Source organism: Notoacmeibacter marinus (genome assembly GCF_002238045.1).
Lineage (GTDB): Bacteria > Pseudomonadota > Alphaproteobacteria > Rhizobiales > Rhizobiaceae > Notoacmeibacter > Notoacmeibacter marinus.
Window position 1 is genome coordinate 472767 of the sequence record NZ_NBYO01000002.1, and the last position, 14225, is coordinate 486991.

Consider the following 14225-nt stretch of genomic DNA (forward strand, 5'->3'; position numbering starts at 1 on the left):
CTAGCATTCTAGCCCATTTGGGGCACGATCAAGTGCGGGCCAACAAATATCAGCCTGAACCGGGCCCGTTCTGCGACCGTTCTGGCAGCCATTCCAGCGCAACGTGGCCCGGATCGGCTTCGACCCGGGCGAGCCACGTAATTACCGCCTGCATCTCGGAAAGATCGAACCCGCCCCGGCTCTCGGCAGTTGCCGTATAGGGATAGAGGCAAATGTCAGCCAGCGTGATGTCGTCACCCACGAGAAACGGTGTCGTTTCCAACTGCGCGTTCATTCGAGCCAAATTGCGCTGACCGGCGTCAAAGAGTGGATCGAGCACTTCGGTGCGGCGTTCCGCTTCACGATGGGCGTAATTAAGAATAGCCGCGCGAACAGCGACCGACGCTTCGTGCGAATTCTGTTCCCAGAACATCCATTCCAGCATTTTGGAGCGCAAAAACGGATCGGATGGCGTGAACTTCGTGCCATCACCGAAATGGAAGAGGATCGCGTTGCTTTCCGATAGGATGCGACCGTCGTCCCATTCCACCAGAGGAACGCGGCCATGGGGGTTTTTTCGCAAGAACTCCGGCCGAGTTGTGACACCGCTTCCATACTCGGCGGCAACATGCCGGTATTCAATGCCGAGCTTTCTAAAAAGCAGGCGGACCTTGTGAGAATTACCTGAACTCGGCATGGAATAGAGAGACAGCACAGCCTAATCACCCCTTCTGGTCTATTGGCAATATTTCGAGCCGAGAAGCATTTGAGGTCAATGCCTTTGCTGTCACCCATACAGATTGCTCCCGAGCAATCGGCTTGCCCGCAATAGCCAGCGGGGCTATGGGAGCGGGGACCTGCGTCTAACGGTCAGCTTACAAACCGACACCAGTTCACGGAGCCTGATTTACCATGGCATTTCTCGCCGATATTCTTTCACGTGTGCAGCCCTCAGCAACCATCGCGGTTGCACAAAAAGCGCGCGAACTGAAAGCACAGGGGCGCGACGTGATCAGCCTGGGTGCTGGCGAGCCAGATTTCGACACGCCGGACAATATCAAAGACGCGGCGAAAGCTGCGATCGATCGAGGTGAAACCAAGTACACACCCGTCGCCGGCATTCCCGAACTACGCAAGGCTATCGCTGAAAAGTTCAGCCGCGAGAACGGGCTGGACTACGATTGGCAACAGGTGATTGTCGGAACCGGCGGCAAGCAGATCCTGTTCAACGCCTTCATGGCGACTCTCAACCCCGGCGACGAAGTGATCATTCCGGCGCCGTACTGGGTGTCCTATCCGGAGATGGTCGCCATCTGCGGTGGCGAATCTGTTTTTCCGGAGACCCATCTGGAAGACAACTTCAAACTTCGGCCCGAAGCCCTAGAAGCTGCGATCACCGGCAAGACCAAATGGCTGGTTTTCAACTCGCCATCGAACCCTTCCGGCGCAGCTTACACCAAGGATGAGATCAAGGCGCTGACCGATGTGCTGATGCGGCATCCCAATATCTGGGTGCTGACCGACGACATGTATGAACACCTTGTCTATCGCGGCTTTGTCTACCATACGCCTGCGCAAGTCGAACCGGGCCTCAAGGACCGGACCCTCACCATGAACGGTGTATCGAAAGCCTATTCCATGACCGGGTGGCGGATTGGCTATGCAGCGGGACCCAAGAGCCTCGTCAAAGCGATGGAGACGATCCAGAGCCAGCAGACGTCGGGACCGGCCTCGATCAGCCAGTGGGCCGCTGTCGAAGCGCTCACCGGTCCGCAGGATTTCATCGAGAAAAACAAGGCAATCTTCCAGGGTCGACGGGATCTGGTCGTCTCGATGCTGAATCAAGCGAACGGCCTGACCTGTCCAACGCCGGAGGGGGCATTTTATGTCTACCCGTCCTGCGCTGGACTGATTGGAAAGACAGCGCCGTCCGGCAAGGTGATCGAGACCGACGAGGATTTCGTTACCGAACTGCTCGATGCCGAAGGCGTTGCCGTCGTTCATGGCTCGGCATTCGGCCTTGGTCCGAACTTCCGGATCAGCTACGCGACCAGCGAAGAAGCACTGACGGAAGCCTGCACCCGCATTCAGCGTTTCTGCGGCAACTGCAAATAAAGCGCCCGGTTATTGGCGGCTAGGAAACTTGTCGCTATCCTCTCTTCACGGAGGGTAGCGATGAAGACTATAGGCAATCTGATCCCGATGCTCGCCTTGTCGGTAGCGTTCGCGCCGGCATCGGCGTTGGCTGCGCGCTGCACGGATTATGCGAATTGCCGGCAGGCGGTCGAAAACTGGTGCGCCGGACGACACGCACGCGCCGACGGCGATAATGACGGCATTCCCTGCGAGAATGTCTGCTCAAGCCGCGCCGAGGTTCAGGCGATCATGGCGGAGATCGGCTGCGGCCGCTGAATCTCGCCTTGGCCGAGCTCCCAGGCCGCTTTAGGGACAGTTAAAGTGTCCTTGCTATGGTTTTCGCGAACTGTAGGGGGGAAGCGGCGTGGAAAAGCTTCGAGAACTTCTGAAAGACGAACAGAACATTGATCCCGACTTGATTATCCGACGTTCGTTGAAGGCCGTGCGCGAACATCTTGGTATGGAAGTCGCCTATCTTTCCGAAATCGTGGACGGACAGTCGGTTTTCCGTGCAATTGACAGCGGTGATACGACCATTCCGGTCGGGGAAAACGATTCCATCCCCCTCGATCAGGTCTATTGCGAGCACATTCTGGAGGGACGCCTCCCGAATCTCATGCCGGACGTCATGCTTGAACCCTTGGCGGCGGCAATGCCCATCACGGCTGCCATGCCGATCAACAGTCATGTCAGTGTGCCGATTTATCGCACTGATGGCAGCGTTTACGGCATGTTCTGCTGCCTAAGCTCCCGCAGAAACACTTCGCTCAACGATCGCGATTTGAAAATCATGCAGATGTTCGCCGAATTGTCGTCCGGCCAGATCAACGAGGCGATCACCGAGCGTCAGAAGCGTGACGAGATCGTCTCACGCACACAGGCTGCCCTGACCGACAATGGATTTCATATGGTCTATCAGCCGATCCTTAACTTGGACGCCGGCGTGACAGCTGGTTTTGAAGCATTGGCCCGCTTTCATTCAGAGCCTTACCGCCCGCCTGATATCTGGTTCGACGAAGCGGAGTCGGTCGGTTTGGGAATAGAGTTGGAAATCGCAGCAATCGAAGCTGCGCTTGCAGCCCTTCAGCAACTTCCGGATGAGGTCTATATCGCCGTCAACGCCGCGGCTGAAACAATCTCGTCGGGAAAACTTGCTGACGTTCTAGCTGATTATCCGGCGGAACGGATCGTTGTCGAACTGACCGAGCGGGCCGTCGCCAAAAGCGGTGAGATACTGTTGAGAGAAATTCAAAATCTTCGTTTCAAGGGCGTGCGGCTGGCGATCGATGACGTCGGAACCGGCTATTCGGGCCTGGCGCAGATCGTCAGCCTGTCTCCTGACATTATCAAGCTGGATCGTTCGCTCGTCACGGAAATAGACCGCCACGAGAGGCGCCACTCCCTGGCTAGCGCACTCGTCAATTTTGCCAACCAGTCCAAATCAGTCATCGTTGCAGAAGGGATCGAAACTGAAAATGAATTGAAAGCGCTAAAAACCGTTGGCATTCATCTCGGACAGGGATGGTTGCTAGGCAGACCCGCAACGCTAGAGGCTTTTGACGACCAACTCCAAAGCGCCGCCGAACTCAAAGCAGGTTGAAGGCGCATCAACACACGATTAGAAGTTCCACCTGCGCGCCTTGGCGAAGATGAAATCGCGAAAGGCCTCCAGTTTGGCCTGGTTCCGCATGGCTTCGGAATAGACGAAGAACGTGTCGAACGTCGGAACTTCGACCTCCGGCAGAATGTGAACAAAGCCAGAATCGCGATCGACGATGTAGTCTGGCAGCATAGCGATACCTAGACCGCGCTTAACAGCGCTACGGATCGAATTCAGGTCGTTCATCTGAAGGCTGGCCTGAAGATGCTCACCATCTGACAGTTCCACCGTTTCAAGCCAGTTCAGATTGCGCAGATAGGCAATCACTGGCTCGCCGAAAGTGATTAGACGATGGCCCTTCAGGGCTTCGAGGCTCTGCGGCTGACCGTTTCGCCGAATATAATCCTCGGACGCCCAGAAATGAAAATGCACAGTGAAGAGCTTGCGCTGAATGAGATCGGGCTGCTGTGGCTGACGAAGACGAATTGCGCAATCGGCTTCGCGCATCGTTAGATCCAACTCCTCATTGGAGAAAAGAAGCTGTAGCTGCACATCCGTATACTGGTTCATGAACTCGTCGACGCGCTTCGCCAACCAACCGGTTCCGAGCCCGACCGTGGTGGTGACACGTAGCGTGCCGCTGGGTTTGTCTTTAGATTCCGTCAAGCTGGAACGAACGGTTTCCAGCTTCAGCAGGACCTCCTGCGCTGTCTTGAACAGCGTTTCGCCGGCTTCGGTGAGAACCAGTCCCCGAGCGTGGCGATTGAACAGTGAAACGCCTATCTCGTGCTCCAGAGCGCTGACTTGTCGGCTGATCGCCGATTGCGACAAATTGAGCGTATCGGCCGCATGGGTAAACGAGCCGGCCTGCGCCGCCGCGTGAAAAACCCGCAATTTGTCCCAATCGACCGGCATCGTCTCCTCCTCCTGCAGCCGATCCAATGGACGCCGCGTTGTGGCCTATTCGGCGGCCTGAACCTCTGTCTCCGACGCAATGCCCGCCAGATAGCGCTCCGACTCCAACGCCGCCATGCAACCCAGCCCAGCTGCCGTGACCGCCTGCCGGTAGATATCGTCGGTCACATCCCCTGCCGCAAAAACGCCAGGCACCGAAGTTTTCGTCGAATCCTGTTCCGTCCAGAGATAACCGTTTGGCTTCTGCTTCAGCTTGCCTTCGAAGAGCGTTACGGCAGGAGCATGACCGATGGCAACAAAAGCACCGTCGATATCCATTTCGCTTTTCTCACCGGATTTGGTGTTCTTGAGGCGAACGCTGGTAAGGGAGGCGGGGAGCGGCGGTTTGGCTGCCGTACCGAGAAACTCGTCGACTGCCGTGTCCCAGAGGATTTCGACATTGTCTTTCTTGAACAGTCGGTCCTGCAAAATCCGTTCGGCCCGGAATGCATCACGCCGATGAACGACCGTCACCTTTTCGGCGATGTTGGACAGATAAAGCGCCTCCTCGACGGCGGAATTTCCTCCGCCAATCACCATCACATGCTTTCCGCGGTAAAAGAACCCGTCACATGTGGCGCAGGCCGAAATGCCAAAACCCTTGAATTTTTCCTCACTGGGAAGACCGAGCCATTTGGCCTGAGCGCCGGTCGCGATGATGAGTGAGTCCGCAGTCCAGACCGCGCCGCTATCGCAGCTTACACGGAACGGGCGCACATCGAGATTGACGTCCGTCACGATGTCGGAGACGAGTTCCGAGCCGACATTCTCGGCCTGTTGTCGCATCTGATCCATTAGTTGCGGACCCATGATCGGATCGGCAAACCCCGGATAGTTCTCTACATCGGTCGTGATCATCAGTTGGCCGCCCTGCTCGAGCCCGGCGATCAGGACAGGCTTCAAAAGCGCGCGCGCAGCATAGATGGCTGCGGTATACCCGGCCGGTCCGGACCCGATAACAAGAACGCTCGTATGTTTGGGGGACGCTGACATGGATGTTCTCCTGAGACGACGCGGCCGGTCAAAAACTTCAATTTGCAAAACGGCGAACTATCGGCAGATAAGCAACGGGGTTGGGCCACCGCAAGGTCAGTCGCGCAAAACCCACGATTCATTGCTCAGCCGGCGGTAAATGGACAAGAGGGTTTCAACCTCCCTCTCAATCGAAAAATGCTTTTCGGCATAGGTTCTGGCAGCCGTGCCCATCGCTACGCGCATGCTATCATCATCCATGAGACGTGCTAGCGGGCCAATCATGGCATTCTCATTTCCTGGCTCGATGAGAAACCCTGTTTCGTTCTGTGCGATCAGTTCGGGAAAAGCGCCGACGCGGGTTGCGACGGTGGGTACGCCGGTCGAAAGGGCTTCCAGAACGGTCAGACCAAATCCCTCCCACCGCTGCGGTGCAACGAAAAGATCCAAGGCTTTGTACCATTGCGGCACCGCATCGACCGGTACTTCGATCGGAAAGAGAACACGATCCGACAAGCCGGCCAGGTCGATCCGACGTTTCAATTCGCTCAAGAACGCTTCATGCGCTTCCGTTGCCCGGCCTAACACAACCGCCTGCCACGCCGGCCGTTCGGCAAGAAGTGCGATCATGGACTTGACGAAGACGTCTGTACCTTTCTGGTGGCGAATACGCCCGAAACAGCCGATCGTCGGCCGGTCGGGCAGGCCGAGTACTTGACGAACCACTGAGCGGCTCTCCGGAGGCGCAAAATCGACAATATCGATGCCGTGGTGAACGACATCGGACGGCGCTTTCAGATAAGCCTGTCCTGCCGCCGACGTGGCAATGACATGATCCATCCGGGAAATGAGAAAACGGCTCCAGCGTGTATGTTGCCTCTGGGAGGCCGAGGTGAACAGCAGTTTCCAGCGGCCCCGAAGCAGATCGCGCAAAACGAGACCGAGCAGCATTTCGGTATTGCGCCGGGCGTGGAGAACCGGCCGACCGTCGCGCGTTCGATAACCTTCGCGCAGAAGTCGTATCGCACCGATCCGCGGCACGCCTGCCGGCAGCCCTGCGCCAAACGCCGCAACCGGCGCTTGCCTTGCCTGAAGTGGCACCAGTCTGGCAATGGTCGCTGTAACGCCCGAGAGCCGCATTTTGAGATTTGGAGCAACGGCCAGCAACGGCTCGGAAGAGACGGTATCGTCGAAAGGAACGTCGGGCGGCATCAGGGTTTCTTCTGAAAAAGCCGGATATATTGATCGCAGATCGCGTCTTTGGAAAAGCGCTCAGTCAAGGTAGCGACACCACCAGCCGCGATGCGTTCCGCCAGGCCATCCTCTTGCTGCAGACGGCGAAAGGCTTCGGCAAAGCCCTCCGTATCGCCGATCTCGACCATCAACGCATCACTTTCATCGGTCATGAACCAGGACGGCCCCTCCGACCTGGTGGAGACGACCGGTTTGCCCTGCGCCCAGGCCTCCAGCGCCACATTACCAAGCGGTTCGTGGCTGGACGCCATGGCAAAAGCATTACTGGCCGCGACAAAGGGGCGCGTATCGGCTTGCCAGCCGAGAAACCGTACCCGATCTTCGACACCGCGCTGTTTGGCCTGCGCCTTCAATTCGTCGGCCAGTTCTCCATCGCCCATGATCCACAAATGCATGGATGGCGTCAGTGCTGCCGCATCGATCAGAACGGCGAAGCCCTTGCGTGGCACAAACCTCCCCATTGTCGATACCACGAAATCATCCGGACCCGCGCCATAGACCGCGCGATCGACCGGCGCGACACGCTCGACCGGCGTAAAATTGGTGATGACTTCGACATTGCGTTCCCAGCCTAGGTCGCGAACCCGCTCCGCGATGCCGGGTGCATTGCAGACCAGCGTGTCGATCCGGTCGAAATACTTCAGCCGCAGGGGGTAGTCCCCAAGTCGCGCGATCTTGTGCGTGTTCGGATCGTCCGGCATCAGCTTGGCGCCCTTTGGCATCCAGGCCAGCACCGCGTCCGGCTTCTCGCGCGCGACCCGGTATTTCATGCGGGTCGGCAACAGCAGCTTGTCGATCGAAAGATCCCGAAAATGGCTTTCGATGATCGTGGCGTGAGGTGCGATGGACGGCTTCCACAAGCGTTTCGGACGGATCACCGCCGTCTGTTCGATGCCTCTCTCCGCCAGTCCGCCGACCAGATGGGTGAAGAACCGCTCCGCGCCGCCATCCTTGCCAAAATGAAAGTGAAAGACCTTCACACCTTGTCCTTTGTCGTTTCGTTTGGATCGGCCTGCGGTGAACGCCACCAGATTTCCGATCCGGTCTCGACTGGCGGACCATTGCGAAGTGCCGTCCGCTCGAATTTCTTGGCCTCGGTCATGAAGGAATAGGCCGCGCCGGTCATCGCCTGGATCAGGCCCGGCACTCCACAGCGCCAAAGGCCCGTGCGAAAGTAGAGGCGCAGAAAATAGGTCGCCGGACTGAAGAGCAACTTGATCAAGCAGGGCTCGCGCCCTTTCTCCATCTGCATATCCGCCTTTAGCGACGAATACTTGTTTTCCTTGAGGATCTGCTCGTCGAGCGGCAAGGGGCGGAAATGGAGGAGGCTGCCTCTCTTCGATGGCCGAACCTCGCCGTCCGGCACGATGCCCTCATGCACCTTCAGTGAAAGATCGTACGCCCCACGCTCTTTGCGGATCAGTCGAAGATTGCGTCGCTCATGCGCCCGTTCGGGCGTATAGCCGTAGCCAATCAGAAACGGTCGCCGAGCGATCTTCCAGCCGACGACATGATCCGGCGCGTCGAGTAGAGCCGGCAGCGCTTCGACGAACGCTCGGTCGAGCCGTTCATCCGCGTCGATATTGAGGCACCATGGCTGGGTGCACTGCTCTAGCGCGAACTGCTTCTGCGCGGCATAGCCGGGCCAGCCTCGCTCTATGAGGCGAATAGGGAAATCTTGGGCTATGTAGCTTTCAATCAGGTCGAGCGTCCCGTCGATCGATCCGGAGTCGACGATGACAATCTCCGCGCAACTTGTCAGACTCTCGATGCAGTCGCCAAGATAACCGGCTTCATCTTTGCAGATGATAAAGGCTGACAGGGGAAGCACGGCAACGTCACGCATTGTCAGTTCTTTGTCACAATGCTCTGCAGAAAGCCACGTCTGCGTAGATCGGCGGGACCGGAAAAGGGAACGCTACCGTCGTAATGCAGCACAGGTTCGTCTTCGTCCTTCAGATGAGCCCGAATGGTCTTGTAAACGGCGGCGTCGTTCATGTGCTGGCCGTTTTCTATGATCGCCTCCGCCCGTTCGTCCATATCTGAGAAGACCTTGAAATGCAGAAGGATGCCCCATTCGCTGGTTACATTCCGGCTCGTCGGTGTAGGCCAATGAATTGATGCTCCGAGTGTGCAGCTGCGATCCCAGAATATAAGCGGGTATTTCATCAGGTGCATGTCGGTCCCGAACACACGCTGGCGCACGCCGCCGCGCAGAATGGCGCCGCTATCCTCGAAAATTCCCGAATAGCCCTCTGCGTCGAAAAGCGGTGCGATCTCCCAAGGCATACGACCATCTCTTCCGTCGAATATTGCCTCTGACAAGGCCCCTTCCGGGTATAGATCGATCATAGGCGCCGCAACGCGGCAAACGCCCTTTTCTTTCAGTACGCGCAGATAGTCTGTCAGTGCCGTGATCCCGGCGCATGGCGGGACAAGGTACTCATCGCTGTCGATATTGATGTACCAGCGGCCAAAGCCGTATAATGCCATCAAACGCTCACGCCAGATTTTGCCGCGAGCGCTCTCGGCAAACCGCTTTTCGGATCGCCAAAGATCCACATCGCTCTCGGCCGCCAGATAATCGGGGGTACCGTCATCCGACTGATCGTCGACCACAACGAAGCGGTCGACACCCAATCCACGATAGTGCTTGAGAAGAGAAGGCAGGAAGCGGCGCTCGTTTCGACAGACGAGAACGCAGATTAACGCGTCGTCCGGGCAGGCCCAAGGCCCCGCGCCCGACACCTGCTGCAGTTTGGCGCGGACGCTGTTTTTGCGGCGGCGCCAGAAGGCCGATGCGTAATCTGCGATCTCGGACCGATGATCGTTCCTCTGCGTAGGCTGCGATTCCGTGAACGGATAGAAAAAATGTCGTGTCATGTCGGGCGTCTCGATCATTTCCATTCGGCATAACACGACGGGCGGAGACGGTGTCCAGTCATCGCAGGAAGACGAGCCTACCCCTTCGCAGCGGTGATACTATAGCAACGGCATCGACGTAAGGTGCCTAGGCGAGAATAGACGGTACAATAACGACGGTCAGATGCACCCGACTGTTCGCGTCAGACGAAAAGCAATTTCCTACCGGAGACAGCGCGCCGGACGCGGAATGGGCGATCTGTACTAGGTAAGTTGAGAGGCCGTTACAGCAGCGCGATCCAGCCAAACAACATTGCCGCGCCGTCCGATCAAATCGAAGCCGCGACCGAGAAGGCTGTCGACAAGCTGGTCGGTAGCCTGCAACCCAACGATCTTGGGGTGAAGTTCCAGAACGATCGTTCTGACACGATCCAGTGGGGCGTCGGCATCAAAGATCTCGATCTCCGCACCCTCAACGTCCGCTATAATAACGTCAGGTCGAATTTCATCGACCAGTTCGGAAATGGCGACCGCTTCAATTTCGATCGTCCGCCGACGACCCGCTCGCGAGGCCATCGACGATGAGATGATATTTTCGTCAACCTCGAACGACACCCTGCCCGACACCTTTGAAACTGCCGCAATCCGAAGGTTAGGCGTCCAGCCGTTAAGGGCATAATTTCGTTTGATGACTGGCTCTAGCATGGAGTTGGCTTCAAGAGACCAGACCTGCCCTTCACCGGCCATGCGGGTTACGACAAGGCTAACCGCGCCAATACCGCAACCCACTTCCAGAACCCGGTCACCCCGCTTTACGGCCTTTCGAACGAATTCACGTTCCTTGTTTTCATAGATGCCTCGAAAAAGCAGCCGGCGTACTTCAAAGGGCAGTTCGTTTCTTGCCGCGTGAACGGCAACGCCATCGAAGCGAACCGTTTTGACGCCCGCCAAACGTTTCAGATCGCCGATCAAACGACGCGCTTTTCGACGCGCCCTCGTGATCGAATTCATTTCCACGCCACTCCCAGCACTTCGTAATACCGGCTGCCTGCGGGAGCCTTCACCTCAATGGAATCGCCCACCGTCTTGCCGATCAGCGCCCGAGAAATCGGCGAAGAAATCGAGATGCGGCCCTGCTTCGGATCCGCTTCCTGATCGCCGACGATCTGATAGGTCTTCTCTTCCTCGGTATCTTCGTCGACCAGTTTGACCGTGGCGCCGAATTTGATCGTATCGCCGCTCATCTTTGACACGTCGATGATCTCGGCGCGAGTCGTCAGATCCTCCAGTTCCTTGATCCGACCTTCGTTCAGGCTCTGAGCTTCCTTGGCTGCATGATACTCGGCATTCTCAGACAGGTCGCCATGGGCCCGCGCCTCCGAAATGGCGTCGATAATGCGCGGCCGCTCGTCCTGTTGGCGCCAGCGGAGCTCTTCCTTCAATTTGGCGTGACCGGAAACGGTCATGGGAACTTTTTGCATCGTATCTTCCCGCTTGTTTCGTCCGCGACAGCCGGCGACGGTTCACTATCGTCCGGCCAAAAAAGAAGACCCCCAGCCGCCGTTTCTGGCAACCGGGCGTCAAATCGGAGTGAAGCTTAACGGAAGCCGGATCGCCTGCCAAGAACCGTGAAAGCAGGGCGTAGTCTTGACTTCGAAGCGCGGACACGCGACGGGCAGCGTTCAATTCGGACATTCTGCCGAGAGGCCTTTCGTGAAAATCGCGTTTCTCATCGCCGCCGCCATCGCCGTGCTCGCCATCGTCGCATTTCTTGGCCTTGTTCTCTACGGTCGGACCACAGGATGGGAAACGGCCACGCGCTCGGCCGATCAAGGCGCTTACGATTTTGCTGCGTCACCGCGCTCGGCAACCGACAATGACGCCCTCGCCTGCTCCGAAGGCCTTTGCGAAAAGCCCGACATTATCTTGCCGAAGCCATCGGAAGATGCGCAGGCCGCCTTCGCCGAACTCGCGCACCGAATCGCCACTGAAACCGACGATGTCGAGCGCGTCGATGACGGTGCCGATCCTGCCTATCGACGCTATGTCGTCCGAACGCCGCTGATACGGTTCCCCGATACGGTCGATATTCGATGGTCGCCGGAAGGCTGGCGCGCCATGAGCCGCTCGCTGATCGGACGCAGCGATCTCGGCGCCAATGAAGCCCGGCTTCGCCGCTGGTTCGGTCAATCCCAATGGCCGAGCTGACGATGTCTCACGCGCAACTGCCGATGCGCCGGCGCCTGACAGCCGCGCTCATGCTGCTTGCCGCCGGCGGCATCTGGGGCGGCGGCTTTGTAGCGCAATCGACGGCGATGGATTCGCTCGGCCCCTTCGCCTTCATTGCAGCGCGTTTCGCGGTCGCCTTTATCGGCTTACTGCCCTTCGCCTTGTTCGAACTGCGCCGCGCCAAATCGCCGCTTGGCGATAGGCTCGCCGACACGAGCGGCGCTACCCTTATCCCCGAATGGCGGGGCTATGGGCTTGCCGGGCTCGCCTTCTTCGCCGGCATGGCGACGCAGCAGATCGGCCTTCTGACCACCTCGGTCAGCAATTCCGGTTTTCTGACCGGGCTCTATGTCGTCTTCACACCATTCATCGCCCTTCTTCTCTTTCGCGAAATGCCCCGGCTCCTCATCCTTCCTGCAAGCTTTATGGCGCTGGTCGGCATCTTCCTTCTGTCCGGCGGCATCCACGGGGAACTCACCGAAGGCGACTGGTGGACCATTACGTGCGCCGGGTTCTGGGGACTGCAGGTGGCGCTGACCGGCCGTCTTGCCGAACGGACCGGTCTGCCAATGACGTTAACCGCAGTGCAGATGGCCGTGGCCTGTCTTGTTGCGCTGCCGATCACCCTCGTTTTCGAAACCACCGAACTGTGGCAGTTTAAGGCGGCCCTGCCGGAGATCCTCTATACGGGCCTCTTTGCCGGCGGCCTCGCCTTCTCGCTCCAGGCGCGCGGCCAGCGCTACATCAAACCCGGGCCGGCGGCCATCCTCTTGTCGTCGGAAGCGCTGTTCGCTGCCCTCTTTGGTGCGCTTCTGCTTGGCGACCGCCTCGCGCCGATCGCGCTGATCGGATGCGGCCTTATCCTTGCGGCGATCCTTCTGGCGCAATGGCCGCAGAGGCGCCGGACCTCTTAAAATCTAAGCTAACTTTGGATTCATTTGTCGCAGCTAAAATGGCGGCGTCGGTTGCGTTTCGACCGGCGTGTCCACGTTTTGTGTCACGGGTTGCGTATCATGGTCCGTCCGTTCTTCCTGCCGTCCGCGCTCGCCCTTGCCGGCGCCTTGCTGATGCTCTCCGCCTGCGGCGGGGACAGCAGCCAGTATGGCAAGAGCCGCACCTACGGCTTCGCCGGAAGCCTCGGGCGGACCATCGACGGCGCCAGCGCGCCCGCCGCCATGCCCCGGCAGGAGGTCGAATGCCGCAAGCGCCTGAAACGAATGAAGGTGCGGTTCACCGACATCGCGCCCATCCATGACGGCCCCAATTGCGGCATCGAATGGCCGGTTCAACTCACCCGCCTGCCCGGCAAGGTGGAGGTCCGGCCCGCCGCGACGGTGACGTGCCAGATGGCGCTGGCAACGGCCATATGGGCCAAGAAGGAACTCAATCCCTCCGCCCGCTGGCGCTTCTTCTCCGGCGTCGACCACATCCGCAACGGATCGAGCTATAGCTGCCGCCGCATCAATGGAAACGGCAAATGGAGCGCCCACGCTTCCGGCAACGCGCTCGACATCATGGAAATCGTGCTCAAGAACGGCAAGAGCGTCGATGTCAGGAAGCCCGGCTTCTTTTCCTTCCGCCAGAAGGGCCTGCTGAACGCGGTGCGCGAAGACGCCTGCCCCTACTTCAACACGGTGCTCGGCCCCGGTTACGACCGCGCCCACCGCGATCATTTCCACTTCGACCTGATGCACCGGGCGAGCGGCCACCGCGTCTGCAGGTAGCGCGCGCGAAGCGATCCCGCCCCGACGCGCCTATTCGGTCGCTTTCAGATAGGCTATGATCGCCTTCTGCTCGGTAGGATCTTCCACGCCGACATGGCGCATCTTGGTGCCCGGCAGCATGTGGTCATTATCGGCCATCCACGCCGCCAGCGCCCCTTCGGTCCAGACGATGCCCGACTGTTCCAGCGCTTCGGAATAGTCGAACCCTTCGACCGAGCCGGCCTCGCGACCGACCACGCCGATCAGCGTCGGCCCGTAGCCGACGCGTTCCTCGACATCCGCCGCGCCCGCGTGACAGCGGCGGCAGACGCGGTCGAACAGGGCTTCGCCCTCGGCGACCAGCGCGGCGTCCGGCTCTTCGGCGAGAACCGGCCCGGCGGAAAGGCCGGTCAGGAGAAGACAGCCGGCCAGCACGGACCGGACGGATTGGGGCATACGGATCATCGAACCCTCCAAATTGCGACTGGCCGGCCCTCTCCCGTCGTTTCGGTCAGGGGCCGGCGCCACGCCGATTA

At 58.8% G+C, this 14225-nt stretch carries 16 protein-coding genes; 6 read left to right on the top strand and 10 right to left on the bottom strand.

The genetic code is table 11. The features are described 5' to 3' along the window. Positions 1-49: 49 nt before the first annotated feature. The gene (locus tag B7H23_RS10405) at positions 50-694 is read right to left on the bottom strand and encodes a glutathione S-transferase family protein (protein WP_143534759.1); all 645 of its coding nucleotides are present in this window, start codon (positions 692-694) and stop codon (positions 50-52) included. A gap of 197 nt (positions 695-891) precedes the next feature. Between B7H23_RS10405 and B7H23_RS10410 the strand changes: the two genes are divergently transcribed. The 3 genes from B7H23_RS10410 to B7H23_RS10420 all read left to right on the top strand — a co-directional run bounded on the left by B7H23_RS10410 (position 892) and on the right by B7H23_RS10420 (position 3715). After that, on the top strand, positions 892-2094 hold the full coding sequence (locus B7H23_RS10410; RefSeq protein WP_094077343.1) for a pyridoxal phosphate-dependent aminotransferase: 1203 nt from the start codon (positions 892-894) through the stop codon (positions 2092-2094). A gap of 60 nt (positions 2095-2154) precedes the next feature. Continuing rightward, a complete protein-coding gene (locus B7H23_RS10415) occupies positions 2155-2391 on the top strand; it encodes a hypothetical protein (RefSeq protein WP_240535058.1) in 237 nt (78 codons plus the stop codon). Between the two features lie 88 nt (positions 2392-2479). Next, complete coding sequence (locus tag B7H23_RS10420; RefSeq protein WP_094077344.1) at positions 2480-3715, top strand: sensor domain-containing phosphodiesterase; 1236 nt, start codon at positions 2480-2482, stop codon at positions 3713-3715. 18 nt (positions 3716-3733) lie between these two features. On the opposite strand, the gene B7H23_RS10425 is transcribed toward B7H23_RS10420, so the two are convergent. The 8 genes from B7H23_RS10425 to greA all read right to left on the bottom strand — a co-directional run bounded on the left by B7H23_RS10425 (position 3734) and on the right by greA (position 11238). After that, positions 3734-4630 carry a LysR family transcriptional regulator gene (locus tag B7H23_RS10425; RefSeq protein WP_094077730.1) on the bottom strand — a complete coding sequence of 299 codons (897 nt, stop codon included), beginning with the start codon at positions 4628-4630 and terminating at the stop codon, positions 3734-3736. A 45-nt stretch (positions 4631-4675) separates the two neighbouring features. Beyond that, positions 4676-5662, bottom strand: a complete 987-nt coding sequence (gene trxB, locus B7H23_RS10430; RefSeq protein ID WP_094077345.1) for a thioredoxin-disulfide reductase — start codon at positions 5660-5662, stop codon at positions 4676-4678. A gap of 96 nt (positions 5663-5758) precedes the next feature. Further along, positions 5759-6853 (bottom strand): glycosyltransferase family 4 protein, encoded by a 1095-nt coding sequence (locus B7H23_RS10435; protein WP_094077346.1) that lies wholly within the window; start codon positions 6851-6853, stop codon positions 5759-5761. Beyond that, entirely contained in the window at positions 6853-7875 is a 1023-nt protein-coding gene (locus B7H23_RS10440; protein WP_094077347.1) for a glycosyltransferase, read from the bottom strand. Before B7H23_RS10440 ends, B7H23_RS10435 begins: the two co-directional genes overlap by 1 nt. Next, positions 7872-8741, bottom strand: a complete 870-nt coding sequence (locus B7H23_RS10445; RefSeq protein WP_094077348.1) for a glycosyltransferase family 2 protein — start codon at positions 8739-8741, stop codon at positions 7872-7874. Before B7H23_RS10445 ends, B7H23_RS10440 begins: the two co-directional genes overlap by 4 nt. Before the next feature lie 2 nt (positions 8742-8743). Then, positions 8744-9778 (bottom strand): glycosyltransferase family 2 protein, encoded by a 1035-nt coding sequence (locus B7H23_RS10450; RefSeq protein WP_158215817.1) that lies wholly within the window; start codon positions 9776-9778, stop codon positions 8744-8746. Positions 9779-10021: 243 nt separating this feature from the next. Further along, entirely contained in the window at positions 10022-10729 is a 708-nt protein-coding gene (locus B7H23_RS10455; protein ID WP_158215818.1) for an FkbM family methyltransferase, read from the bottom strand. A 35-nt stretch (positions 10730-10764) separates the two neighbouring features. Next, the gene (greA, locus tag B7H23_RS10460; RefSeq protein WP_094077351.1) at positions 10765-11238 is read right to left on the bottom strand and encodes a transcription elongation factor GreA; all 474 of its coding nucleotides are present in this window, start codon (positions 11236-11238) and stop codon (positions 10765-10767) included. 232 nt (positions 11239-11470) lie between these two features. On the opposite strand from greA, the gene B7H23_RS10465 reads away from it, so the two are divergent. The 3 genes from B7H23_RS10465 to B7H23_RS10475 all read left to right on the top strand — a co-directional run bounded on the left by B7H23_RS10465 (position 11471) and on the right by B7H23_RS10475 (position 13710). Next, positions 11471-11965: a DUF1499 domain-containing protein gene (locus tag B7H23_RS10465; protein WP_158215819.1), complete on the top strand. Its 495-nt coding sequence runs from the start codon at positions 11471-11473 to the stop codon at positions 11963-11965. After that, positions 11953-12900, top strand: a complete 948-nt coding sequence (locus tag B7H23_RS10470; protein ID WP_240535059.1) for a DMT family transporter — start codon at positions 11953-11955, stop codon at positions 12898-12900. Before B7H23_RS10465 ends, B7H23_RS10470 begins: the two co-directional genes overlap by 13 nt. Positions 12901-12999: 99 nt before the next feature. Beyond that, entirely contained in the window at positions 13000-13710 is a 711-nt protein-coding gene (locus B7H23_RS10475) for an extensin-like domain-containing protein (protein ID WP_094077353.1), read from the top strand. 30 nt (positions 13711-13740) lie between these two features. Here B7H23_RS10475 and B7H23_RS10480 read toward each other — a convergent pair whose 3' ends face one another. Beyond that, the gene (locus tag B7H23_RS10480; RefSeq protein ID WP_206608891.1) at positions 13741-14154 is read right to left on the bottom strand and encodes a c-type cytochrome; all 414 of its coding nucleotides are present in this window, start codon (positions 14152-14154) and stop codon (positions 13741-13743) included. Between the last annotated feature and the right edge of the window lie 71 nt (positions 14155-14225).

Excerpts from the sequence above, each read along its gene's own strand:
- B7H23_RS10410 (WP_094077343.1), top strand. The coding sequence starts at position 892 with ATGGCATTTCTCGCCGATATTCTTTCACGTGTGCAGCCCTCAGCAACC.
- B7H23_RS10415 (WP_240535058.1), top strand. The coding sequence starts at position 2,155 with ATGAAGACTATAGGCAATCTGATCCCGATGCTCGCCTTGTCGGTAGCG.
- B7H23_RS10425 (WP_094077730.1), bottom strand. The coding sequence starts at position 4,630 with ATGCCGGTCGATTGGGACAAATTGCGGGTTTTTCACGCGGCGGCGCAG.
- trxB (WP_094077345.1), bottom strand. The coding sequence starts at position 5,662 with ATGTCAGCGTCCCCCAAACATACGAGCGTTCTTGTTATCGGGTCCGGA.
- B7H23_RS10435 (WP_094077346.1), bottom strand. The coding sequence starts at position 6,853 with ATGCCGCCCGACGTTCCTTTCGACGATACCGTCTCTTCCGAGCCGTTG.
- B7H23_RS10445 (WP_094077348.1), bottom strand. The coding sequence starts at position 8,741 with ATGCGTGACGTTGCCGTGCTTCCCCTGTCAGCCTTTATCATCTGCAAA.
- B7H23_RS10450 (WP_158215817.1), bottom strand. The coding sequence starts at position 9,778 with ATGACACGACATTTTTTCTATCCGTTCACGGAATCGCAGCCTACGCAG.
- greA (WP_094077351.1), bottom strand. The coding sequence starts at position 11,238 with ATGCAAAAAGTTCCCATGACCGTTTCCGGTCACGCCAAATTGAAGGAA.
- B7H23_RS10470 (WP_240535059.1), top strand. The coding sequence starts at position 11,953 with ATGGCCGAGCTGACGATGTCTCACGCGCAACTGCCGATGCGCCGGCGC.
- B7H23_RS10475 (WP_094077353.1), top strand. The coding sequence starts at position 13,000 with ATGGTCCGTCCGTTCTTCCTGCCGTCCGCGCTCGCCCTTGCCGGCGCC.
- B7H23_RS10480 (WP_206608891.1), bottom strand. The coding sequence starts at position 14,154 with ATGATCCGTATGCCCCAATCCGTCCGGTCCGTGCTGGCCGGCTGTCTT.